The sequence below is a fragment of the Modestobacter marinus genome (assembly GCF_011758655.1).
In the GTDB taxonomy this organism is placed as follows: domain Bacteria; phylum Actinomycetota; class Actinomycetes; order Mycobacteriales; family Geodermatophilaceae; genus Modestobacter; species Modestobacter marinus.
This window is the reverse complement of sequence record NZ_JAAMPA010000001.1, coordinates 1,859,181-1,880,925: the sequence shown is the minus strand read 5'-3', so window position 1 is coordinate 1,880,925 and position 21,745 is coordinate 1,859,181. Positions and strand designations below refer to the sequence as shown.

20 protein-coding genes are annotated in these 21,745 nt (G+C 74.7%); 11 read left to right on the top strand and 9 right to left on the bottom strand.

What is annotated here, in order from left to right:
• Positions 1 to 77: 77 nt before the first annotated feature.
• Genes purL through purS form a run of 3 tightly spaced genes read right to left on the bottom strand, consistent with a single transcriptional unit; the run spans position 78 to position 3,376 of the window.
• Entirely contained in the window at positions 78 to 2,417 is a 2,340-nt protein-coding gene (gene purL, locus FB380_RS08880; RefSeq protein ID WP_229681836.1) for a phosphoribosylformylglycinamidine synthase subunit PurL, read from the bottom strand.
• Positions 2,414 to 3,085, bottom strand: a complete 672-nt coding sequence (gene purQ / locus FB380_RS08875) for a phosphoribosylformylglycinamidine synthase subunit PurQ (protein WP_166754754.1) — start codon at positions 3,083 to 3,085, stop codon at positions 2,414 to 2,416. Before purQ ends, purL begins: the two co-directional genes overlap by 4 nt.
• Before the next feature lie 42 nt (positions 3,086 to 3,127).
• Complete coding sequence (gene purS, locus FB380_RS25940) at positions 3,128 to 3,376, bottom strand: phosphoribosylformylglycinamidine synthase subunit PurS (RefSeq protein ID WP_166754753.1); 249 nt, start codon at positions 3,374 to 3,376, stop codon at positions 3,128 to 3,130.
• A 221-nt stretch (positions 3,377 to 3,597) separates the two neighbouring features.
• Between purS and FB380_RS08865 the strand changes: the two genes are divergently transcribed.
• Together FB380_RS08865 and FB380_RS08860 are read left to right on the top strand one after the other, a co-directional pair.
• The gene (locus tag FB380_RS08865) at positions 3,598 to 4,263 is read left to right on the top strand and encodes a PilZ domain-containing protein (RefSeq protein WP_166754752.1); all 666 of its coding nucleotides are present in this window, start codon (positions 3,598 to 3,600) and stop codon (positions 4,261 to 4,263) included.
• A gap of 255 nt (positions 4,264 to 4,518) precedes the next feature.
• On the top strand, positions 4,519 to 5,184 hold the full coding sequence (locus FB380_RS08860) for a PilZ domain-containing protein (protein WP_166754751.1): 666 nt from the start codon (positions 4,519 to 4,521) through the stop codon (positions 5,182 to 5,184).
• 16 nt (positions 5,185 to 5,200) lie between these two features.
• Here the strand turns inward: FB380_RS08860 and FB380_RS08855 are convergent, their stop codons facing one another.
• Both FB380_RS08855 and purB read right to left on the bottom strand, forming a co-directional pair.
• Positions 5,201 to 6,079: a phosphoribosylaminoimidazolesuccinocarboxamide synthase gene (locus FB380_RS08855; RefSeq protein WP_166754750.1), complete on the bottom strand. Its 879-nt coding sequence runs from the start codon at positions 6,077 to 6,079 to the stop codon at positions 5,201 to 5,203.
• Positions 6,076 to 7,383, bottom strand: coding sequence for an adenylosuccinate lyase (gene purB, locus FB380_RS08850; RefSeq protein WP_166754749.1), 1,308 nt, complete (start codon positions 7,381 to 7,383; stop codon positions 6,076 to 6,078). The genes FB380_RS08855 and purB overlap by 4 nt, the downstream gene beginning before the upstream one ends.
• A gap of 92 nt (positions 7,384 to 7,475) precedes the next feature.
• Here purB and FB380_RS08845 point away from each other — a divergent pair, with 92 nt between their 5' ends.
• Positions 7,476 to 8,903, top strand: coding sequence for an AI-2E family transporter (locus FB380_RS08845; RefSeq protein ID WP_166754748.1), 1,428 nt, complete (start codon positions 7,476 to 7,478; stop codon positions 8,901 to 8,903).
• Positions 8,904 to 8,931: 28 nt separating this feature from the next.
• Here FB380_RS08845 and purD read toward each other — a convergent pair whose 3' ends face one another.
• Positions 8,932 to 10,188, bottom strand: coding sequence for a phosphoribosylamine--glycine ligase (purD, locus tag FB380_RS08840; protein ID WP_166754747.1), 1,257 nt, complete (start codon positions 10,186 to 10,188; stop codon positions 8,932 to 8,934).
• Positions 10,189 to 10,247: 59 nt separating this feature from the next.
• Complete coding sequence (gene rsgA, locus FB380_RS08835) at positions 10,248 to 11,186, bottom strand: ribosome small subunit-dependent GTPase A (RefSeq protein ID WP_229681835.1); 939 nt, start codon at positions 11,184 to 11,186, stop codon at positions 10,248 to 10,250.
• 170 nt (positions 11,187 to 11,356) lie between these two features.
• On the opposite strand from rsgA, the gene FB380_RS08830 reads away from it, so the two are divergent.
• Together FB380_RS08830 and FB380_RS08825 are read left to right on the top strand one after the other, a co-directional pair.
• Positions 11,357 to 12,403: a glycerophosphodiester phosphodiesterase family protein gene (locus FB380_RS08830; RefSeq protein WP_166754745.1), complete on the top strand. Its 1,047-nt coding sequence runs from the start codon at positions 11,357 to 11,359 to the stop codon at positions 12,401 to 12,403.
• Positions 12,404 to 12,474: 71 nt separating this feature from the next.
• On the top strand, positions 12,475 to 12,642 hold the full coding sequence (locus FB380_RS08825) for a hypothetical protein (RefSeq protein WP_166754744.1): 168 nt from the start codon (positions 12,475 to 12,477) through the stop codon (positions 12,640 to 12,642).
• A gap of 543 nt (positions 12,643 to 13,185) precedes the next feature.
• Here FB380_RS08825 and FB380_RS08820 read toward each other — a convergent pair.
• Positions 13,186 to 14,472, bottom strand: coding sequence for an adenylosuccinate synthase (locus tag FB380_RS08820; RefSeq protein ID WP_166754743.1), 1,287 nt, complete (start codon positions 14,470 to 14,472; stop codon positions 13,186 to 13,188).
• A gap of 76 nt (positions 14,473 to 14,548) precedes the next feature.
• Between FB380_RS08820 and FB380_RS08815 the strand changes: the two genes are divergently transcribed.
• The 3 genes from FB380_RS08815 (at position 14,549) to FB380_RS08805 (ending at position 17,178) form a co-directional block, all read left to right on the top strand.
• Positions 14,549 to 15,166 carry a hypothetical protein gene (locus FB380_RS08815; protein WP_166754742.1) on the top strand — a complete coding sequence of 206 codons (618 nt, stop codon included), beginning with the start codon at positions 14,549 to 14,551 and terminating at the stop codon, positions 15,164 to 15,166.
• A 72-nt stretch (positions 15,167 to 15,238) separates the two neighbouring features.
• The gene (locus FB380_RS08810) at positions 15,239 to 16,339 is read left to right on the top strand and encodes an ABC transporter permease (protein WP_229681834.1); all 1,101 of its coding nucleotides are present in this window, start codon (positions 15,239 to 15,241) and stop codon (positions 16,337 to 16,339) included.
• Positions 16,336 to 17,178, top strand: coding sequence for an ATP-binding cassette domain-containing protein (locus FB380_RS08805; protein WP_166754741.1), 843 nt, complete (start codon positions 16,336 to 16,338; stop codon positions 17,176 to 17,178). The genes FB380_RS08810 and FB380_RS08805 overlap by 4 nt, the downstream gene beginning before the upstream one ends.
• Here FB380_RS08805 and FB380_RS25935 read toward each other — a convergent pair.
• Entirely contained in the window at positions 17,168 to 18,640 is a 1,473-nt protein-coding gene (locus FB380_RS25935; RefSeq protein WP_229681833.1) for an AAA-type ATPase lid domain-containing protein, read from the bottom strand. The two genes, FB380_RS08805 and FB380_RS25935, sit on opposite strands and share 11 nt — an antisense overlap.
• A gap of 213 nt (positions 18,641 to 18,853) precedes the next feature.
• On the opposite strand from FB380_RS25935, the gene FB380_RS08795 reads away from it, so the two are divergent.
• Genes FB380_RS08795 through FB380_RS08785 form a run of 3 tightly spaced genes read left to right on the top strand, consistent with a single transcriptional unit; the run spans position 18,854 to position 21,716 of the window.
• Complete coding sequence (locus FB380_RS08795) at positions 18,854 to 19,897, top strand: amidohydrolase family protein (RefSeq protein ID WP_166754740.1); 1,044 nt, start codon at positions 18,854 to 18,856, stop codon at positions 19,895 to 19,897.
• The gene (locus tag FB380_RS08790; RefSeq protein ID WP_166754739.1) at positions 19,897 to 20,694 is read left to right on the top strand and encodes an iron-sulfur cluster assembly protein; all 798 of its coding nucleotides are present in this window, start codon (positions 19,897 to 19,899) and stop codon (positions 20,692 to 20,694) included. Before FB380_RS08795 ends, FB380_RS08790 begins: the two co-directional genes overlap by 1 nt.
• Entirely contained in the window at positions 20,691 to 21,716 is a 1,026-nt protein-coding gene (locus FB380_RS08785; RefSeq protein WP_166754738.1) for an NAD(P)-dependent alcohol dehydrogenase, read from the top strand. The genes FB380_RS08790 and FB380_RS08785 overlap by 4 nt, the downstream gene beginning before the upstream one ends.
• Positions 21,717 to 21,745 lie beyond the last annotated feature (29 nt).

The following is a 21,745-nucleotide window of genomic DNA, read 5'->3' as shown; positions in this document are numbered from 1 at the left end:
ACGACGGGGCCGGCGCGACGGGGACCGGCACGACGGGACGGGGCCCCGGCGGCGGGGTCAGCACGGCAGGACCCGGCTCAGCTGGTCGGGACGGTGCCCGCCGGGACGCTGCCCACGGCGATCTCCGGGCTGCCGAACAGCGCCGGCAGGGTCGCCGTCCACGCCTCCCGCAGCTCGGCCAGCGGCAGCTCCAGCAGGCCGTCGAGCACCAGGGCGTCGCCGCCCGTGGTCCCGAGCTCGGTGACCGGCACCCCGGCCGCCTCGGCGGCGGCCCGGACCGCGGCCGGGTCGGTGGTGGTGACGACGACGCGGGCCACCGACTCACCGAACAGCGCGGCCGTCGGGTCGCCGGGCACGCTCAGCCGGGCGCCGGTGCCGTACCGCAGCGCCGACTCCGTCAGGGCCTGCGCCAGCCCGCCGTCCGCCAGGTCGTGCGCGGAGCCGACCAGCCCGTCGGCCGACAGGGACGCCAGCAGCTCACCCAGGGCGCGCTCGGCGGCCAGGTCCAGCCGGGGCGGCAGCCCGCCCAGGTGGCCGTGGACGACCGCAGCCCAGGCCGAGCCGCCGAACTCCGCCCGGGTCTCCCCCAGCAGCAGCACGGACTCGCCGTCGGCCCGCCAGCCGGTGGGCACCCGGCGGGTCACGTCGGCGTGCACGCCCAGCACCCCGATCACCGGCGTGGGGTTGATCGCCACGTCACCGGTCTGGTTGTAGAGGCTCACGTTGCCGCCGGTGACCGGCAGGCCCAGCTCGCGGCAGCCGTCGGCCAGGCCGCGGACGGCCTCGGCGAACTGCCACATCACCTCGGGGTTCTCCGGGGAGCCGAAGTTCAGGCAGTTGGTGACCGCCAGCGGCCTGGCGCCGGAGACGGCCACGTTGCGGTAGGCCTCGGCCAGGTTCAGCTGGGCACCGGTGTAGGGGTCCAGCCGGGCGTAGCGGGCGTTGCCGTCCAGCGACAGCGCGATGCCCAGGTTGCTGGACTCGTCGATCCGCAGCACACCGGCGTCCTCGGGCTGGGCGAGCACGGTGTTGCCCCGCACGTAGCGGTCGTACTGCTCGGTGACCCAGCTCTTGTCCGCGCCGTCCGGGCTCGACACCACAGCCAGCCAGTCGGCCCGCAGGTCGGCCGAGGACGACGGCGGGGCGTCGGCCTGCAGCGCGTCCAGGTCGGCCGGGCGGGCCATCGGCCGCTCGTAGCGCGGGCCCTCCAGGGCGACCGTGCGCGGCGGGACGTCGACGATCCGCTCGCCGTGCCAGTCGATGGTGAGCCGGTCGCCGTCGGTGACCTCACCGATGACGGTGGCCAGCACGTCCCACTTGGCGCAGACGGCGAGGAACTCCTCGACCTTGGCCGGCTCGACGATCGCGCACATCCGCTCCTGCGACTCGCTCATCAGGATCTCGGCGGGGGTGAGCGTCGAGTCCCGCAGCGGGACGGCGTCCAGGTCGATCGCCATGCCGCCGGAGCCGGCCGCGGCCAGCTCGCTGGTCGCGCAGGAGATGCCGGCGCCGCCGAGGTCCTGGATGCCGGTGACCAGGCCGGCGGCGAAGATCTCCAGGCAGGCCTCGATCAGCAGCTTCTCGGTGAACGGGTCACCGACCTGCACGGCCGGCCGCTTGGCCGGGCCCTCCGCGTCGAAGGTCTCCGACGCCAGGACCGAGACCCCACCGATGCCGTCGCCGCCGGTGCGCGCCCCGAAGAGCACCACCTTGTTGCCGACGCCCTCGGCCTTGGCCAGCTGCAGCTCCTCGTGCCGCAGCACGCCCACGCACAGGGCGTTGACCAGCGGGTTGCCGGCGTAGGTCTCGTCGAAGAGCAGCTCGCCGCCGATGTTGGGCAGGCCCAGGCAGTTGCCGTAGCCGCCGACGCCGGCGACCACGCCGGGCAGCACCCGGGCGGTGTCCGGGGCGTCGGCCGCACCGAAGCGCAGCGAGTCCATGACGGCGATCGGCCGGGCGCCCATGGTCAGGATGTCGCGGACGATGCCGCCGACCCCGGTGGCCGCGCCCTGGTAGGGCTCCACGTAGCTGGGGTGGTTGTGCGACTCGACCTTGAAGGTGACCGCGTACCCCTCGCCGACGTCGACGACGCCGGCGTTCTCGCCCATGCCGACCAGCAGCGCGTCGCTCTTCGGCAGGTCACCGAAGCGGCGCAGGTGCACCTTGGAGGACTTGTAGGAGCAGTGCTCGCTCCACATGACCGAGTACATCGCCAGCTCGGCCGTGGTGGGGCGGCGGCCCAGGATCTCCCGGATCGAGGCGTACTCGTCGTCCTCGAGGCCCAGCTCGGCGAAGGGCTGCGCGGTGTCCGGGGTGCGCCCGGCCCGGTCGACGGTGTCCAGGTCGGGCATCGCACGGACGGCGGCGTCGGCCGGGCCGTCGGCGGGGTGCGGGGTCGCGGTCACGTCGGCGCTCACGCGGCGACCAGCGCGGTCAGCACGGAGGTGAAGAAGCCCAGGCCGTCGGTGCTCGGGCCGGTCAGGCTCTCGACCGCGTGCTCCGGGTGCGGCATCAGCCCGACCACCCGGCCGTCGGCGCTGGTGACGCCGGCGATGTCGCGGGAGCTGCCGTTCGGGTTGCCCCCGACGTAGCGCACCACCACCCGACCCTCGCCCTCGAGCCGGTCCAGGTCGGCGGGTGCGGCCACGTAGCGACCCTCACCGTTCTTCACCGGGACGACGATCCGCTGCCCCTGGGTGAACGACGTCGTCCACGCGGTGTCGGCCCGCTCGACCAGCAGCCCCTGGTCACGGTTGCGGAAGTGCAGGTGGCTGTTGCGGGTCAGCGCCCCGGGCAGCAGCCCGGCCTCGCACAGCACCTGGAAGCCGTTGCAGATGCCGAGCACCGGCAGACCGCCGTGCGCCGCGGCCACGACGTCGGCCATGAGCGGCGAGCGCGCGGCGATGGCCCCGGCGCGCAGGTAGTCGCCGTAGGAGAACCCACCGGGCAGGACGACGGCGTCGACGTCCTTCAGGTCGTGGTCGCCGTGCCAGAGGGAGACGGGCTCGGCGCCGGCCAGCCGCACGGCGCGTGCGGCGTCGACGTCGTCCAGGGAGCCCGGGAAGGTGATGACACCGATGCGCACTGTTCTTCTCTCCGTGGTGGTGCGGCCAGGACGGCGTCCGGCCTAGTCGGCGGTGCGAGCGGGGAGGTGCAGTTCGACGTCCTCGATGACGGGGTTGGCCAGCAGCGTCTCGGCGATCTGGCGCAGCTCGGCCTCGTCGGGGTCGCCGTCGACCTCGAGCACGAAGTGCTTCCCCTGGCGGACGCTGCGCACGCCGGTGTGGCCGAGGCGCCCGAGGGCGCCGAGCACCGCCTGCCCCTGGGGATCGGAGATCTCTGGCTTCAGGACGACGTCGACGACCACCTGGGACACGCCGCTGAGGGTACCGGCTGGGCGATCGGCGCCGACACCACGCCGGTCGAGGGACCGGTCGTGCACAACCGATTCCCGTTGACCAGGGTCCACCGACCTGCGCTCATCCCAACGGGTCACCGACCTGCACCGTTGCGCTGGACGACCCGCCCCGTCCGCAGATGATGGGCCCGGACGCGATCGCCACCGGGCGGTCGGCAGGGCGGACGGAGGAGCTCGGGATGGTCGCGGGAGTGCCGAACGTGGACCACCCGGCCGCCGCCACCGCGCTCGGCGTCCTCCCGCTCGGGCAGGACGACCCGCTCACCGCGCGGGTCCGCCGGGAGGGCGAGTCGTACCTCTACCTCAGCGCACCGCGCAACGCGGTCGGGGAGGCGATCCCCTTCGTCGAGCGCGACGTGCTCGAGCTGTCCTGGCAGGCCGACGACGGGCTCCGGTCCGTCCCTGCCGACGCGGTCGCGCTCGCCGGCGACGGCCTGTGGAAGGTCAGGGTCACCGGCCCGGCCAGCAGGCTCCAGCGCCGCGACGCCGTCCGCGCCCCCCTCGGGCTGTCGGTGACCCTCTCCTGGGACCGGGCGACCCTGACCGGGAGCACCCTCGACCTCAGCGAGGGCGGGCTGCTCGCCGTCTTCCGCCCGCACGGCGACCTGGGCGTCAGCGTCCCGTTCCCGAAGCGGGGACAGCCGCTGGTGCTCTCGCTCGACCTGTGGTCCGACGAGCTCGTCACCGAGGTCGCGCTGGTCCGCCGCCGGCCCCGGCAGGACAACCTGCACGAGTGGTCGCTGCGCTTCGTCGACCTGCCCGACCCGGCCGCCGACCTGATCCGTTCGCACGTCTTCACCGCGCTGCGCCACGCCCGCGCCCGCGGCCTCTCCGCGCTCTACTAGCTGCGCCCGGACCCCCGGGACCTCCGGCTCCGGACGACGTCGAGGGCCACCGGGAGCGCGCCGAGCAGGCGCCCCAGGGATCGTTCCCACCACGGCGATCCGCTCCCGGCGGGTTGCGACACGCCGGTGGTCGCATGACATATCGGCCGAGGCGGTGCCGCTATACCTGTCGCCGACGCCTGTCGGCCCGCCGGGTCGAGCGTCCGCCGCGCGACGCTCCCCGGTCCGGTTCGCGGCACGCCCGAGGAGCGCCGGATGACCACCAGCACCGTGCCCGGTACCGACCACCCCGAGGAACGGGGGATCGTGGACCTGCTCGTCGCCGACCGCGGCGAGGCCCTGATCAGCTGGGTGGAGCGGGTGGAGGGCCGCGAGCTGGTGGTCACCGCCGGACAGGACCGGTCCCAGCGGCGGGTGCGGTTGGAGCCCGGCCAGCGCGTCGAGCTGGTGTGGCGGGGCCCCACCGAGCTCCGGTCCCTGCCGGCCGAACTCGTCGCCAGCGAGGGCGGCTGCTGGCGGCTGCGCCCGACCGGACCGGCCGCCCGCGGCCAGCGCCGTGCCGCGGTCCGCGCCCCGCTCTCCCTGGCCGTGCGGGCCACCGTGGGCTCGACCACGCTGAGCGGCACCACCGTGGACGTCAGCGAGGGCGGCTTCCGGGCCGTCTTCCCCGGGTCACCGACGGGTGCGGAGAGCCGGCGCCCGGGAGGTGACTGGCAGGTCGGGGACGTGGTCGACGTGGTCGTCGAGCTCGACACCGGACAGTTCGGCGCCAAGGTCGAGGTCATCCGCCGTCACCAGCGCACGGACGACCACCACGAGGTCTCCGCCCGCTTCGTCGGGTTGCCCGAACGGGTGGAGGACCGGATCCGGGCCACGGTCTTCGCCGGGCTCCGCGACCTCCGCCGGCGCGGGCTGGTCTGAGCCGCGACCGGCCCGGTCAGCGCCAGGGCAGGCCGGTGAGCTGCTCGTAGGCCTTCACGTAGCGGTCGCGGGTGGCGGCGACGACGTCCTCGGGAAGCTCCGGGGGCGGGGAGACCCGGTCCCAGCCGGACGTGGTCAGCCAGTCCCGGACGTACTGCTTGTCGAAGGAGGGCTGCGGCGCGCCCGGAGACCAGGTCATGGCCGGCCAGAACCGTGACGAGTCCGGGGTCAGCACCTCGTCGGCCAGCACGAGCCGGTCCGCGGCCGTGCCGAACTCGAACTTGGTGTCGGCCAGCACGATCCCGGCCTGCTCGGCGATCTCGGCGCCCCGGCGGTAGAGCGCCAGGGTGAGCGACCGCAGCGCCTCGGCCCGGTCGGCACCGACGGCCTCGACCACCTGGGCGAAGCCGATCGCCTCGTCGTGCTCGCCCACCTCGGCCTTCGTCGAGGGGGTGAACACCGGCTCGGGCAGCCGGGAGCCCTCGACCAGCCCGGCCGGGAGCGGGACGTCGACGATCGCGCCGGTCCGCTGGTACTCGACCGTGCCGGACCCGGACAGGAAGCCCCGGGCCACGCACTCCACCGGCAGCATCTCCAGCCGGCGGACCAGCATCGACCGGCCGGCCAGCTCGGCCGGCACACCGGAGGCGAGCAGCTCGTCGCCGGCGGCCAGCAGGTGGTGCTCCGCGCCGTGCTCGGCCAGCACCGGCGCCAGCTGCTCGAACCACCACACCGACAGCGCGGTGAGCACCCGGCCCTTGTCCGGGATCAGGGTGGGGAGCACGGAGTCGTAGGCGGAGACCCGGTCGCTGGCGACCAGCAGCAGCCGGTCGTCGCCGACCGCGTAGACCTCGCGGACCTTGCCCCGGGCGACGAGGTCGAAGGGGAGGGTCACGAGAGCGCGGCCAGCCGGTCGAACAGCGGGCCCAGGTTGGCCACGTACTGCTCGGGGCGGCAGATCTCGTCCAGCCGGGCCTCGTCGAGCGTCACGCCGTCCTCGGTCGCACGCTCCCGCAGGGTCTGCCGGAACGGGGTGCCGTCGGACCAGGTGCGCATGGCCGCGGACTGCACCAGCGCGTAGGACTGCTCGCGGCTCATCCCGCCCTCGACCAGCTCCAGCAGGACCGAGGAGGTGTAGATCAGCCCGCCGGTGGACTCGAGGTTGGCCCGCATCCGGTCGGCGTCCACGACCAGGTTCTCCACCAGGCCCGCGGTCAGGTCCAGCAGGTAGTCGGTGGTGATCGCCGCGTCGGGCAGGAAGACCCGCTCGGTGGAGGAGTGCGAGATGTCCCGCTCGTGCCACAGCGGGATGCCCTCCATGACCGGGACGATCGCCGCGCGCACCACCCGGGCCAGCCCGGCGATCCGCTCGGAGCGGATCGGGTTCTTCTTGTGCGGCATGGCGGACGAGCCCTTCTGGCCCGCGCCGAACGCCTCCGACAGCTCCCGCACCTCGGTGCGCTGGCCGTGCCGCACCTCCAGGGCGATCGCCTCGCAGACGGTGGCGATGATGCCCAGTGCCGACACCCACTCGCTGATCCCGTCCCGCAGCACCACCTGGGTGGACGCGTCGGCGGCACGCAGGTCCAGCGCCTCGGCCACGGCGACCTCGACCGAGGGGTCGATCAGGGAGTACGTGCCGACGGCACCGGAGATCGCCACCACGCCGACGGCGGCGCGGGCGCGGCGCAGCCGGTCCCGGGACCGGGCCATCGCGAAGGCCAGGTCGGCGACCCGGTGGCCCCAGACGTCGGGCTCGGCGTGCACCCCGTGCGTGCGCCCCACCTTGATCGTGTCCCGGTGGGCGAGCCCGTGGTCGCGCAGCGCGACCACCAGGCGGTCGGCCTTGGCCAGCAGCACGTCGGTGGCGTCGGTGAGCTGCACCGCGAGCGCGGTGTCCAGCAGGTCCGAGGAGGTCATGCCGTGGTGCACGTAGGCCGCGGCCGAGCGCGGCTCGGTGTTGTCGGCCCAGGCGGTGAGGAAGGCGATGACGTCGTGCTGCGTCGTCTCCTCGATCTCCGCGACCCGCTCGGGGGTGGGCGGCGGCGCGTTGCGCACCGGCTCGACGACGTCGGCGGGCACCCGCCCGGCGGCCGCGTGCGCCTCGAGCACCAGCGTCTCGACCCGGCACCACAGGTCGTACTTGTGCTGGTCACTCCAGACCCGGCCCATCTCGGGCAGGGTGTACCTGTCGATCATGCGGGCACCGCTTCGGACCGGTCTGCTCGTCGCACCACGGCCTCATCCTCTCGCACCGCTGGGAGCGGGCCGCCATCAGCTCGGAGGACCGGATGTTGCAGGGCGCCAGGCGCGTGGTCGACCGGGCGCGGGAGCGCATCCGGGCAGCGGCCGAGCACGATCCGCACGGCTGGCCCGACGGCACCGTGCTGGTCCTGGAGGACGGCAGCCGGGCGGTCGTCGACCACGTCGAGGAGCCGCACCCCGGCGAGCCCCACCCCGCCCACGGCCACCCAGCTCCCGGCGTCCCCCACCCCGCCGCCGGGGACGTCGACGCCCCCGGCGGGATCGGTGGCCCCCCGGCACCGGCCGGTCCCCCGCCGGCGCCCGACCGGGACCGCCGCCGGGGCAGCCTGCTGGCCCCGGCCGCCGCTCCCGGGCCCGCCGAGCGGGAGGTGCCCTACGGGCTGCGGGTCGCCGCGGCCTGGTCCTGGCGGGCGGTGGCCGTCGTGGTCGCGCTCTACCTGCTGCTGCGGGCCGCCGGCTACGTCGCCGTCGTCATCGTGCCGGTCATCGTGGCGCTGCTGCTCGCCGCGCTGCTGCAGCCCGGCGCCGCGATGCTGCGGCGCAGCGGCTGGCCGACCTCGCTGGCCGCGCTGACCATGCTCGTCGTCGGCGTGGGCGTGGTCGCCGGGATCGTCACCCTGGTGGTGGAGGAGTTCGCCGCCGGCTACGCCGACCTGGTGTCGCAGGTCGACGAGGGCCTCACCCAGATCCAGGACTTCGCGACCCGCACCTTCCCGGTCACCGACGGGCAGATCACCGACGCGCTGGAGAACGCGAGCCAGACCATCGCGGACAACCGGGACGTGCTGACCTCCGGCGCGCTGACCACCGCCGCGACCGTGGGCGAGGTGCTCACCGGCGCCCTGCTGACCCTGTTCGTCCTCTTCTTCTTCCTGATGGACGGCCGGCAGATCTGGCTGTGGGTGGTCGGGCTGGCCCCGGTGGACTCGCAGGGCTACCTGGACGAGGCGGCCCGCCGCTCGTGGCGGACGCTGATCTCCTACGTGCGGGCGACCGTGGGGGTCGCCGCCTTCGACGCCGTCTTCATCGGCATCGGCCTGGTCTTCCTCGGGACGCCGCTGGTCGTGCCGCTGGCCGCACTGGTCTTCCTCGGCGCCTTCATCCCGATCATCGGGTCGTTCCTGGCCGGCACGGTGTCGGTGCTGGTCACCCTGGTCGCCGTCGGACCGGTCCGGGCGCTGATCGCCCTGGGGATCATCGTGCTGATCATGCAGCTGGAGAGCCACGTGCTGCAGCCGCTGCTGCTGGGCCGCGCGGTCTCGGTGCACCCGCTGGCCGTCGTCCTGGGCATCGCCGCCGGGCTGCTGATCGGCGGGGTCTTCGGCGCGCTCATCGCCGTCCCGGTCATCGCCTGCGGCAACGTGGCGGGCACCTACCTGTCCCGGCGGAACGAGGGCCCCCGGCCGCCCCGACCCGACACCCGCCGAGCCCGCCGGATGGTCGCGGCCGGCTGAGCCGGCCGGTCCTGCCCCACCCGGGGCCTCAGGGGGCGGTGATGCGCCCCTCGACGGCGGCCAGGGCGATGTCGGTGCGCCAGTGCGCGCCGGCCAGCCGGACGGCCGCCAGCCGCTCGTAGACGGTCTGCCGGGCCGCGGCCAGGTCGTCGCCGACCGCGGTGACCGCGAGCACCCGTCCCCCCGCGGAGTGCACGAGTCCGTCGGCGCCCAGCGCCGTGCCGGCGTGCAGCACGCCCTCGCCGTCGGCGCCGGTGACCGGGTCACCCAGCCGCGGCCGCTCCGGGTAGCCCGAGGCCGCGACGACGACGGTGACCGCCGCGCCGTCCCGCCAGCGCAGTGGCGGCTGCTCGGCCAGCGTCCCGGTGGCCGCGGCGTGCAGCAGCCCGGCGAGCGGGGTCTCCAGCAGCGGCAGCACGACCTGGGTCTCCGGGTCGCCGAACCGGGCGTTGAACTCGACCACCCGGACGCCGCGCGAGGTCAGCGCGAGCCCGGCGTAGAGCAGGCCGCTGAACGGCTCGCCGCGGCGGGCCATCTCGTCGATCGTGGGCTGCAGGACGGTCGCGCGGACCTCCTCGACCAGTCCCTCGGGCGCCCAGGGCAGCGGGGCGTAGGCGCCCATGCCGCCGGTGTTGGGGCCGCCGTCGCCGTCGTCCCGGCGCTTGTGGTCCTGGGCGGGCAGCAGCGGCACCACCGTCGTCCCGTCGGACAGCGCGAACAGCGACACCTCCGGGCCGTCGAGGAACTCCTCGATGACCACCGAGTGCCCGGCGTCCAGCACGGCGTGCCCGTGCGCGACGGCCGCCGCGCGGTCGGTGGTGACCAGCACGCCCTTGCCGGCCGCCAGACCGTCGTCCTTGACGACGTAGGGGGCGCCGGCCTCGTCGAGCGCGGTCTCCAGCTCGGCTGCGCCGCCGACGGCCCAGAACTGCGCCGTCGGGACGCCGGCGGCGACCATCACGTGCTTGGCGAAGGCCTTGGAGCCCTCGATCTGCGCGGCCTGGGCCGAGGGGCCGAAGCAGGCGATCCCCGCCTCGCGCACGGCGTCGGCGGCACCGGCGACCAGGGGCACCTCCGGGCCGACAACCACCAGGTCGGCCTGCCACTCGACGGCGAGGGCGCTGACCGCGACCGGGTCGGCGGCGTCCAGCGGGAAGGCCTGGGCCAGGGTGACCGTGCCGGCGTTCCCCGGCGCGCAGGCCAGCGCCGTGACGGCGGGGTCGGACTGCAGAGCCACGCACAGGGCGTGCTCCCGGGCACCGGAACCGATCACGAGGACGCGCACCGGGCGAACCTACCCACCGCCCTCCCGCCACCAAAATGGCCATTTCGGTGGTGGGGCGGTCACCGGTCGGGCCGGGCGCGGAACTGCCGGTGCAGCGCCCGCAGCCGGGCCGACTCCGCCGCGCGGAGCCGGGCGTCGGCGCGCAGCTCCTGCCGGTGCGCCTCGGCCTGCAGCTTGCGCCAGGCGAGGAAGCGCGCCGGGTCCAGGTCGCCGCGGTCGATCGCGGCCGCCACCGCGCAGCCGGGCTCGGTGCGGTGGGCGCAGTCCCGGAAGCGGCACCCGGCCGCCCAGTCGGCCACGTCGGCGTAGGTCGCCGACAGCCCCTCGCCGTCGGCCAGCGCCAGCTCGCGCATCCCGGGGGTGTCGATCAGCAGTCCCCCGCCGGGGAGCAGGTGCAGCTCCCGCGCCGTGGTGGTGTGCCGGCCCCGACCGTCGGCGCGGATGCCGGCGACCGCGGCCACCGGCCGGCCGGTCAGGGCGTTGACGAGGCTGGACTTGCCGACGCCGGAGGGGCCGACCATGGCCGCGGTGCACCCGGCCGGGACGAGCGCCCGGACGGCGGCCAGCCCGCTGCCGGTGACCGCGCTGACCGGCAGGACCTCGACGCCGACGGCGTCCTCGGCGACCTGCGCCACCGCGGCCGGCACGTCCGTGCACAGGTCGGCCTTGGTGAGGACGACGACCGGCGTCGCCCCGCTGGCCCAGGCCACGGCGAGATAGCGCTCGATCCGCCGCAGCCGCGCCTGCGCCCCCAGCGCGTCGACCACGAGCACCACGTCGACGTTCGCGGCCACCACCTGCTCCGCCGACCCCCGGCCGGCCGCCGTGCGGACGAAGGCGGTGCGCCGCGGCAGCACCCGCACCGCCTGCTCCCCGCGGAGCGCGACCCAGTCCCCGACCGCGGGCCCGGGCCCCAGGTGCAGCGCGCCGCCCCAGCTCACCCGCCGCTCCCCCTCGGCGGTGAGCACGGTGAGCCGGCCGCGGTCCACCCGCGCCACCCGGGCCACCTCCTCACCGTCGGAGACCTGCCCGCCTCTACCCGACCCTGCTGAGACATCCCTCACACGGGTCATGCTCGTCTCCAGGTGAGCGCGCTGTCCCCCGATTTGTCCTCATGACGTCGGCGCGCGTTCAGCCCCCGGACAGGGAACTGGGTTTCCCTGGAGACATGCAGGAGACCGGCCTGAAGGCCGTTCACTCGCCCCGCCAGCAGCGCTCCCCGCGCATCATCGGGCACCGCGGTGCCCCCAGCTACCGCCCCGAGCACACCGTGGCCAGCTACGAGCTGGCGATCGACCTGGGCGCGGACCTGGTCGAACCGGACGTCGTGGTGACCCGGGACGGCGAGCTCGTGGCCCGTCACGAGAACGAGCTCTCCCGGTCGACCGACGTCGCCCACCACCCCGAGTTCGCCGGCCGCCGCCGCACCCAGGAGGTGGACGGCGAGGAGCTGACCGGCTGGTTCAGCGAGGACTTCACCCTCGCCGAGCTGCGCACCCTGCGCGCGGTCGAGCGGCTGCCCGGGATGCGGCCGATGAACACCGCCTACGACGGCCGGTTCGGCATCCTGACCCTCGCCGAGGTCGTGGAGGTGGCCCGGCGCCGCTCCACGCCCGAGCACCCCGTGCGGGTGCAGGCGGAGCTGAAGTGCCCGTCCTGGTTCACCGCGCAGGGCCTGCCGATGACCGAGCTGGTCGCCGCGGAGCTGCGCCGGCTGGACGCCGCCCGGGCCGACGGCTCGGTGGTCGTCATGGCCTTCGAGCAGGCGGCGCTGCGCGAGCTGCGGGACGACCTCGGCAGCGACGGCCCCCGGCTGGTGCAGCTGATCGAGGAGGAGGGCATCCAGGACGCCCTGGTCACCCCCGCGGGCCTGCGCGAGGTCTCCACCTACGCCGACGGGATCGCCCCGCACAAGGGGCGGATCCTGCTGCACGGTGCCGACGGTGGGCTGGTCGGCGTCTCGGACCTGATCACCCAGGCGCACCGGGCCGGTCTCACCGTCGAGCCGTGGACGCTGCGGCCGGAGAACGTCTTCCTCCCCAGCCACCTGCGCCGCGGCGGCGACCCACGCGGGTTCGGTGACGCCCAGACCGAGGCCCGGCTGCTCTTCGCCCTCGGCGTCGACAGCGTGATCACCGACGCGCCGGAGACCGCCCACCGGGCCCGCGCGGAGCTCTCCGCCGCCGCCATGGCCCCGGTGCGCCCCCGGGTCTGACGGCTCCACCGGCCCGATCGGGCCGGCCGCGGTCGATGGCGGAGGCGATCATGCGCTGGTTGACTCGCGGCATGACGTCGATCCCGGAGCCGGACTCCCCCCTCGACCCGGACCAGCCCGTGCCGGACGACGCGGGCGAGCTCCTCCCCGACACCCCGGAGACGCTGCCGCCCCCGCCGATCGAGGCGACGCCCGACGACCCCGGCGGCGACACCGGCGGCGTCCCCGAACCCGCCTGACGCCCACCCACGAGCACGCCGGGCAGCCAGGGACGGTCGAACCAGCCGACGACGCACGTCGGGGACGCGCGGGTGAGCCGACCCGGACCGCGACACCACGAAGCGAACCACCGAAGCCGGGGACGGCTCGGGTGAGTCGACGCCGGAACGCAGCCACGGTGTCGCCGCCAGGCGACTGTGGGAGGGCGGCACGGGGGCCGGAGGCCTCCTGCCGTCATCCCACGAAGCGGCTCACCCCGAGTCGGGCACGGCTCCTGGCCGCGGTGCGGCCCGGAGGGTCGCCATGAGCATCGCCGCCGTGAGACGACTGTGGGAGGACGGCACGGGGGCCGGAGGCCTCCTGCCGTCATCCCACGAAGCGGCTCACCCCAAGTCGGGACGGCTCCTGGCCGCGGTGCGGCCCGGAGGGTCGCCATGAGATCGCCGCCGCGAAGCGGCTGTGGGTCGGGGACGCGGGGGCCGGAGGCTCCCCGGCCCCGCCCCACGAAGCGGCTCACCGCAAAGCCGGGAACGGCTCCTGGCCGCGGTGACGTCCGGAGGACGTCAGATCAGATCGTGCAGGACCACGTTCTCGTCCCGCCCGGGGCCGACGCCGATGACGCTGACCCGGGCGCCGGAGAGCTCCTCGAGCCGGCGCACGTAGGCCTGCGCGTTGGGCGGCAGGTCCTCGAAGCGGCGGCAGGCGGTGATGTCCTCGAACCAGCCGGGCATCTCCTCGTAGATCGGCTTCGCGTGGTGGAAGTCGGTCTGCGTCATGGGCATCTCGTCGTGCCGCACGCCGTCGACGTCGTAGGCGACGCAGATCGGCACGGTCTCCAGGCCGGAGAGGACGTCGAGCTTGGTGAGGAAGTAGTCGGTGATGCCGTTGACCCGGCTGGCGTAGCGGGCGACGACGGCGTCGAACCAGCCGCAGCGCCGGTCGCGGCCGGTGGTGACGCCGACCTCGCCGCCGTGCTTGCGCAGGTACTCGCCCCACTGGTCGTGCAGCTCGGTCGGGAAGGGGCCGGAGCCGACGCGGGTGGTGTAGGCCTTGAGGATGCCGACGACCCGCTCGATCCGGGTGGGGCCGACGCCGGCGCCGACGGCCGCGCCGCCGGCGGTCGGGTTGGACGACGTCACGAACGGATAGGTGCCGTGGTCGACGTCGAGCAGGGTGCCCTGCGAGCCCTCCAGCAGCACCCACTCGCCGGCGTCCAGGGCGTTGCCGAGCAGCAGCCGGGTGTCGACGATGCGGTGCTTGAGCGCCTCGGCGTAGCCGGCGTACTCCTCGACGACCTCGTCGACGTCGATGGCCTTGCGGTTGTAGACCTTGACCAGGACCTGGTTCTTCTCCTGCAGCGTGCCCTCGAGCTTCTGCCGGAGGATCGAGAGGTCGAGCAGGTCGGCGACCCGGATGCCGTTGCGGGCGACCTTGTCGCCGTAGGCCGGCCCGATGCCGCGGCCGGTGGTGCCGATCTTGCGGTTCCCGAGGAAGCGCTCGGTGACCCGGTCCAGGGCGCGGTGGTGCGGCATGATCAGGTGCGCGTCGGCGGAGATGACCAGGCGCGAGGTGTCCACGCCGCGCTCCTCGAGGCCGGCGAGCTCGCCGATGAGCACCTCGGGGTCGATGACCACGCCGTTGCCGATGACCGGCGTGCACCCCGGGGTGAGGATGCCGCTGGGGATCAGGTGGAGGGCGTACTTCTCGCCGTCCGGCGTGATCACCGTGTGCCCGGCGTTGTTGCCACCCTGGTAGCGGACGACGTACGGGACGCGGCCGCCCAGCAGGTCGGTCGCCTTGCCCTTGCCCTCGTCGCCCCACTGGGCGCCGATCAGCACGACTGCCGGCATCGGGGGGTTCTCCTCGTTCGTCGCGTCTGCCCAAGACACCGGCGGTTCCCGGCTGGCCAGGTGGCAGGGTATCGGCATGCCCGCGACTCAGCTCGACCTGCGCGGCCTGGCGGCGGTCCAACCGCCGTCGCGCCGGCACGTCGCCTCGGTGGTGGACGGCGCCGATGCGGTGCACGTGCTGGGCCCGGTGCCCGCGCTGTCGGCGGTCCTGACCCGGCTGTGGAAGACCGAGCGGCTGCCCGCGGTGCCGGTGAGCTGGCAGCCGGCGGACGACCCGGCGTCCACCGGGCTGGCCCGCTCCCTGGGTGTCGGCACCGGCACCGAACGGGAGCTGCCGCTGGTCCGCGACGACCACGGCGGGGTGCTGCTGCACACCGGCCTGGTGACCGCGTACGGCCCCGCGCGCCGTCCGCTGGCCCGCCGGTTCGGTGCCCGGGCGTACTGCGACGACACGATGGTCGCCGACGGCTCGATCACCCGGATCGACGTGCGACCGGACTGGACGGCGGTCGACCGGATCGGCGTGGCGGTGGTGACCCTGCCGCTGCGCCCGGTGCGCCGGGCCGTCGGCCGGGCCCTGCAGATGGCCTCCGACCCGGCGCAGGTCAGCCGGGACGGCGTGCCGTTCGACCGCCAGGTGACGAAGTGGACCTGGTACGCCGACGACCGGGTGCGCTGGCGCCTGCACCCCTGACGGCCGGGGATCCGGCTGCCCGGATCGTGGACACTGGGGTCTCCGCCCCGCTCGAGGAGGTCCCGCGTCGCCGTGCCACCCCTGCACCCCTTCTCGGCCGCGCCCCCGTCGACCAGCGAGCGCCTGCCGGGCTTCGGCCCGGCGGCGCCGGCCGTCCCCCGCTCGGCCGGGCGCCGGGTGCTGGACCGGCTGCTCGCCCGCCCGGGCGTCGGTGCGCTGTTCGGGGTGCTCGTGCTCGCCGTCTTCTTCGGGCTGCAGGCACCGGAGCTGATCAGCTCCGGTGGGCTGGCCACCGTGCTCGACGTCGCCGCTCCGCTGGGCATCGGGGGCGTGGCGGTCGCGATGCTGCTGGTCGCGGGCCAGTTCGACCTGTCGATCGGGGTCGTCGCGGTGGGCAGCAGCCTGGTCACCGCCCTGCTGGTGACCCAGCTGGGCCTCGGCGTCTGGCCGGCGCTGCTGCTGTCGCTGCTCGCCGCCCTGCTGGTCGGGGCGGCCAACGGGCTGCTCGTGGTCACCACCGGCCTGCCCAGCTTCCTGGTGACGCTGGCGACGTTCCTGGTGCTCCAGGGCGCCTCGCTCGCCGGGGCCGCGGCGATCGCCGGGTCCTCCCGGGTCAGCGGGCTGGCGGACGCACCGGGCTGGGAGTCCGCGCAGGCGGTGTTCGGGGCCACCGCGCAGCTGGGTGACGGACGGTTCCGCATCTCGCTGCTGTGGTGGCTGCTGGCCACCGCCGTGACCACGTGGCTGCTGTGGCGGACCCGCTTCGGCAACGCCGTCTTCGCCAGCGGCGGCGCCGGCCAGGCCGCCCGGGAGCTCGGCGTCCCGGTGGCGCGCACGACGGTGCTGCTGTTCCTGGGCACGGCCACCGCCGGCTGGCTGATCGGCACGCTGGCCCTGGTCCGGCTGGGCGGCGTGCAGGTCGACCCGGCGCTGGGCACCGAGATCGAGTTCATCGTTGTGGCGGTGATCGGCGGGTGCCTGCTCACCGGCGGGTACGGCTCGACCGTGGGCGCCGCGCTGGGGGCGCTGCTGTACGCCGTGGCCCGGGAGGGCATCTCGCTGACCGACTGGGACCCGCGCTGGTTCCAGGCCTTCCTCGGGATGATGCTGCTGGTGGCGCTGCTGGTGAACGGCGTGGTCCGCCGCCGGCTCCGCTCGGTGCCCCGCTCATGAGCACGGCCGCCTCCCTGTCCGCGCACGCCTCTCCGCCGCCGGTGCTGGAGCTGCGCGGGGTGACGGTGCGCTTCGGCAGCGTGCCGGCGTTGTCCCGGGTGTCGCTGCGCCTGCGGGCCGGCGAGGTGGTCTGCGTGCTCGGGGAGAACGGGTCGGGCAAATCGACGCTGGTCGCCGTCCTCTCCGGCCTGCAGCAGCCGGCCGAGGGCGAGCTGCTCGTCGACGGCCGGCCGGAGCGCTTCCGGTCGCCGCAGCAGGCCCGCGCCTGCGGGATCGCCACGGTCTGGCAGGACCTGGCGATCGCGCCGCTGATGTCGGTCTGGCGCAACTTCTTCCTCGGCGCCGAACCCATCCGCGGGGTGTGGCCGTTCCGGCGGCTGGACGTCGGGCGGGCCGAGGAGATCACCGCCCGGGCGATGGCCCGGGTGGGCGTCCCGGGGCTCGACCCGGGTCAGGCCGCCAGCGCGCTGCAGGCCGGGGAACGGCAGAGCCTGGCGATCGCCCGCGCCCTGCACTTCGGTGCCCGCGTGCTGGTCATCGACGAGCCGACCGCGCCGATGACGGTGGCCCAGCGGGCGCTGGTGCTGCAGTCGGTGGTGGCCGCCCGCGAGGCGGGACTGACCGTGCTGTTCGTGACCCACAGCCCGCAGCACGCCCACCTGGTCGGCGACCGGTTCCTGCTGCTCGGCGGTGGGCGGGTGGCCGGCGACCTGACCCGGGAGGACGTCGACGTGCACGACCTCACCCGGCTGGTGGCCGGCGGCGACGAGCTCTCCCAGCTGGGCGACTCGCTGCGGGCCGCCCAGCGCGACCGCGGGACCGGGCCGGCTACACGCTGATCCGGTACTGGGCGATCTTGCGGTAGAGGGTGGCCCGGGACAGGCCGAGCTCGGCGGCGGCGTGCACCACCGTCGTCCCGGGGCGGCTCAGGCAGCGCACGATCTCGTCCCGTTCCAGCTGCTCCAGCCGGCCCAGCGTCCGGCTGCCGTCCGAGAGCACCTCCGGCGGCAGGTGCGCCACGTCGACGAGGTCGGTGCGGGCGGCGGCGGCCCGCACCACCGCCCGCAGCTGGCGCACGTTCCCCGGCCAGCCGTGGGCGGCCAGCGCCCGCAGCGCCCGCGGGGTGAACTCGACGTCGCGGTGCCGCAGCTGCCGGGCGAACGCGCGGGCCAGCGGCTCGACGTCGGCGGACCGGTCGCGCAGCGCGGGCACCTCGGCCACCGCCTCCACCAGGGCGGCCAGCGGGGCGGGGAGTGCGGTGTAGGAGGAGCCGGTGAGCACCAGCGGGCCCGGCGCACCCACGGCGGCCGGGACGGCGGCGACCTCCGCGGCCAGCTGCTCGGCGGCCCAGACCGGGAGGGTGTCGGCCTCGGCGACGACGACGCAGGTGTCCGGCGCGTGCAGCTCCGGCGTCCACAGGGTGAGCCACTCGCCGACCTCGGCCGGCTCGGGTGGCCGGGCGACCAGCACGCGTTCCCGCAGGCCGGTGGCGCGGCGGGCCAGCGAGGCCGCGGTCGTCCGCCCGGCGCCCGGCTCGCCGACGACGGCGACCAGCCGGCCGCCGGTGACCGCGTCGCGGACCGTGCGCACGGCCGCCTGCCAGGCCGGGGACACGCACGGGTCGTCGGCGACGCCGTCGACCAGGCGCCCGGTCAGCACGTGGAACACCTCCCCGCGCGGGGCCGCGCGGAGCAGCTGCCCGCCGGCCCGCACCTGCATCAGCGCCGCGGTGTTGCCCGCGGCGGCCTGGGCGAGGGCGAGCAGCAGGTCCGAGGAGGCGTCGGACCAGGTGGTGAGGTTGATGCTGCCCACCAGCCCGCCGGTGCGCGGGTCCAGCACCGGGACGGCGGCGCAGGTGTAGCGGCGCAGCGGCGCGACGTAGTGCTCGGGGCCGTGCACCAGGGTCGGCACGCGGTCGGCGAGGGCCAGGGCGAGCCCGTTGGTGCCGGCGGTCTGCTCGCCGAAGTAGAAGCCGGGCGCCAGGTGCACCCGGTCCAGCGAACGGTTGATCGTCTCGTCGTCGCACCAGCGCGCCAGCACCAGGCCCTGCGGGTCGGTGAGCATGAAGCCGACCGGCTCACCGGCCAGCGTGCCGTGCAGCCCGCGGACCACCTCGGCGCCGCACTCGTAGAACAGGGAGTCGGTCGGCACGCCGTCCACGTAGACCGGCACGACCTCCTCGGGGGTCACCCCGTAGCGCTCGCTGCGCTGCCAGGAGGCGCGCACCCGGGCCGGACTGCTGGGCGCCACACCCGCGGGCGGCACCGTGCCGGGCACCGGCACCACCGGACCAGCGGGCACGGCTGCCTCCCCGGGACGCTCCGATGCGTACCGACGAATGTAGGCCGCACCTGTGACCCCGGCCACGACCTCGTCCGTCCCGACACCCGGCGGCCGGGTGTCTCAAAGTGAGACACCGGTCCCCTGCCCCGGCGTCCCCCGCGTCCCTAGCGTCGTCCTCGGATGTGATCCACCTCGCAGTGTCGCGGGGGGACGGAGTCGAGGAGGACCCCGATGTACAGCAAGGACGGCGTCGACTACTTCGTGGTCGACTCGCACATCGCCCTGTGGGACGCACGGCCGGAGAACCAGCGGAACGTGCACGGCAAGCAGTTCATCGACTGCTTCTACGACTACCACCGCAACCTCAGCCCGGAGTCCGAGGTCTGGCCCTACGAGGAGTACCTCTACCAGGGCGGCGAGCGGCTGATGCGCGACGTCTTCGGCAACGGCGTCGTCGACCACGCGATCTTCCAGCCCGCCCGGCTCGGCGAGTTCTACCACCGCGGTTTCGGCCAGACCGAGGAGGCGTTCGCGCTCGCCCAGGAGCACCCGGACAAGCTCACCTACAACCACTGGTGGGACCCGCGCGACGGCGAGAACGGGCTGGACCAGCTGCGGGCCGACGCCGAGCGCTTCGGGCTCAAGGGCGTGAAGCTCTACACCGCCGACTGGCACGGGGAGTCCCGTGGCTGGAAGCTCACCGACCCGATGGCCTACCGGTACTTCGAGGTCTGCCGGGAACTGGGCATCAGGAACATCCACATCCACAAGGGCCCCACGATCCGCCCGCTGGACCGGGACGCCTTCGACGTCGCCGACGTCGACCACGCGGCCACCGACTTCACCGACCTCGACTTCATCGTCGAGCACTGCGGCCTGCCCCGGCTGGAGGACTTCTGCTGGATCGCCACCCAGGAGCCCAACGTGCACGCCGGCCTGGCCGTGGCGATCCCCTTCATCCACACCCGGCCGCGGTACTTCGCCCAGATCATGGGCGAGCTCCTCTACTGGCTCGGCGAGGACCGGATCCTCTTCTCCAGCGACTACGCGCTCTGGACGCCGACCTGGCTGGTCGAGCGGTTCGTGGACTTCCAGATCCCCGAGGACCTGGCCGAGTACGCACCGCTGACCACCGAGGTGAAGAAGAAGGTGCTCGGCCTCAACGCCGCGAAGCTCTACGACCTCCCGGTGCCCGAGCGGCTCCGGCTGCCCGACGCCGACGAGACCGCCACCGGCCCCCGCCAGCCCGGCGCCGCCGACCTGGCGATGTCCTGATGACGACGACCCTGCTGGCGGTCCCCACCGAGAGCGACGTCCGCCGCGCGCTGGGCGCAGTGGTCGATCCCGAGCTCGACGAGCCGATCACCGACCTGGGCTTCGTCCGGTCGGTGGCGGTCCGGGGGGCGGACGTGACGGTGCACCTGCGGCTGCCGACGTCGTTCTGCGCACCGAACTTCGCCTGGCTCATGTGCGCCGACGCCCACGACGCGGTCTCCGCCGTCCCCGGGGTCGGGCAGGTGGTGGTCGAGCTCGACGACCACCACGACTCCGACCTGATCAACCGCGGCCTGGCCGCGGGCGCCGGGTACCGGGGCACCTTCGGGCACGAGGCGGAGGAGTCGCTCGACGAGCTGCGGGCGACCTTCTCCCGCAAGGCGCACACCGCGGCGATGGAGCGGGCACTCACCGCCCTGCTGCGCGCCGACCGGTCGCTCACCGAGGCCGACCTGCGGCACACCACCCTCGGTGACCTCCCCGCGGACGAGCCGACCACCGGTGCGCTGCTGCGCCGGCGGGCCACGCTCGGCCTGCCCACCGACCCGGGGGCGGCGGTGCTGGTCGCCGCCGACGGCACCCGCCCGTCACCGGCCGAGGCCGCCCTGTTCCTCCGGCGGGCGCGGTCGGTGCGCATCTCCGTCGACGGCAACGCGCACTTCTGCCGCGGCCTGCTGGCCACCCGCTACCCCGGCGCCGAGGACGACCAGACGCCCCGGCCCAGCATCGATGATCGCCCGCCCGTTCCCCATCCCGACCCGGCCCGCCCCCTGATCCCCCTGGAGGTCCTGTCATGAGAGCCGTCCGCGTCACCGGGTACCACGAGCCGCTCCGGATGGACGACGTCCCGAAGCCGGAGGTCACCGGCCCGCACGACGTGATCCTCAAGATCGGTGGCGCCGGGGTCTGCCGCACCGACCTGCACATCCTGGAAGGGCAGTGGGCGGAGAAGTCGCAGGTCACGCTGCCGTACACGATCGGGCACGAGAACGCCGGCTGGGTCGAGGCGGTGGGCAGCGCGGTCAGCCACGTCGCCGAGGGCGACAAGGTGATCCTGCACCCGCTGGTCACCTGCGGGCTGTGCCGCGCCTGCCGGTCCGGGGACGACGTGCACTGCGAGAACTCGCAGTTCCCCGGGATCGACAGCGACGGCGGGTACGCCGAGTACCTCAGGACCACGGCTCGCAGCGTGGTGAAGATCGACGACTCGCTGGAGCCCGCCGACGTCGCGGCCCTCGCCGACGCCGGCCTCACCGCGTACCACGCGGTCGCCAAGGCGGCCCGCCGGCTGCGGCCCGGCTTCCGCTGCGTGATGATCGGCGCCGGCGGTCTCGGGCACATCGGCATCCAGGTGCTCAAGGCGCTCTCCCCGGCCGAGCTGATCGTGGTCGACCGCAACCCGGAGGCGCTCAAGCTGGCCGAGTCCATCGGCGCCGACCGCACGGTCCTGGCCGACGGCAACCAGGTCGAGCAGGTCCGCGCGCTCACCGGCGGGCACGGCGCCGAGGTGGTGATCGACTTCGTCGGCGAGGGCGGCTCGACGAAGGAGGGCCTGGCCATGACCCGCCGGGCCGGGGACTACCTGGTCGTCGGGTACGGGGAGAACGTCGACGTCCCGACGATCGACCTGGTCTCCGCGGAGATCAACGTGCTGGGCAACCTGGTCGGCAGCTACGACGACCTGGTCGACCTGATGGCGCTGGCCGCGCAGCAGAAGGTCACGCTGCACACGGCGGAGTACGCGCTGGCGGACTTCCAGTCGGCGATCGACGACCTCGACGCCGGGCGGGTCCGCGGCCGCGCCATCCTGGTGCCCTGACCCCCGGTGGGGCCGAGTCGGTGACTCGG

Bases quoted from the DNA above. Each gene is read 5' to 3' on its own strand.
- FB380_RS08865 (WP_166754752.1), top strand. From the start codon at position 3,598: ATGGTCGCGGGAGTGCCGAACGTGGACCACCCGGCCGCCGCCACCGCG.
- FB380_RS08860 (WP_166754751.1), top strand. From the start codon at position 4,519: ATGACCACCAGCACCGTGCCCGGTACCGACCACCCCGAGGAACGGGGG.
- purB (WP_166754749.1), bottom strand. From the start codon at position 7,383: ATGATCGACAGGTACACCCTGCCCGAGATGGGCCGGGTCTGGAGTGAC.
- FB380_RS08845 (WP_166754748.1), top strand. From the start codon at position 7,476: ATGTTGCAGGGCGCCAGGCGCGTGGTCGACCGGGCGCGGGAGCGCATC.
- FB380_RS08830 (WP_166754745.1), top strand. From the start codon at position 11,357: ATGCAGGAGACCGGCCTGAAGGCCGTTCACTCGCCCCGCCAGCAGCGC.
- FB380_RS08825 (WP_166754744.1), top strand. From the start codon at position 12,475: ATGACGTCGATCCCGGAGCCGGACTCCCCCCTCGACCCGGACCAGCCC.
- FB380_RS08820 (WP_166754743.1), bottom strand. From the start codon at position 14,472: ATGCCGGCAGTCGTGCTGATCGGCGCCCAGTGGGGCGACGAGGGCAAG.
- FB380_RS08815 (WP_166754742.1), top strand. From the start codon at position 14,549: ATGCCCGCGACTCAGCTCGACCTGCGCGGCCTGGCGGCGGTCCAACCG.
- FB380_RS08805 (WP_166754741.1), top strand. From the start codon at position 16,336: ATGAGCACGGCCGCCTCCCTGTCCGCGCACGCCTCTCCGCCGCCGGTG.
- FB380_RS08795 (WP_166754740.1), top strand. From the start codon at position 18,854: ATGTACAGCAAGGACGGCGTCGACTACTTCGTGGTCGACTCGCACATC.
- FB380_RS08790 (WP_166754739.1), top strand. From the start codon at position 19,897: ATGACGACGACCCTGCTGGCGGTCCCCACCGAGAGCGACGTCCGCCGC.
- FB380_RS08785 (WP_166754738.1), top strand. From the start codon at position 20,691: ATGAGAGCCGTCCGCGTCACCGGGTACCACGAGCCGCTCCGGATGGAC.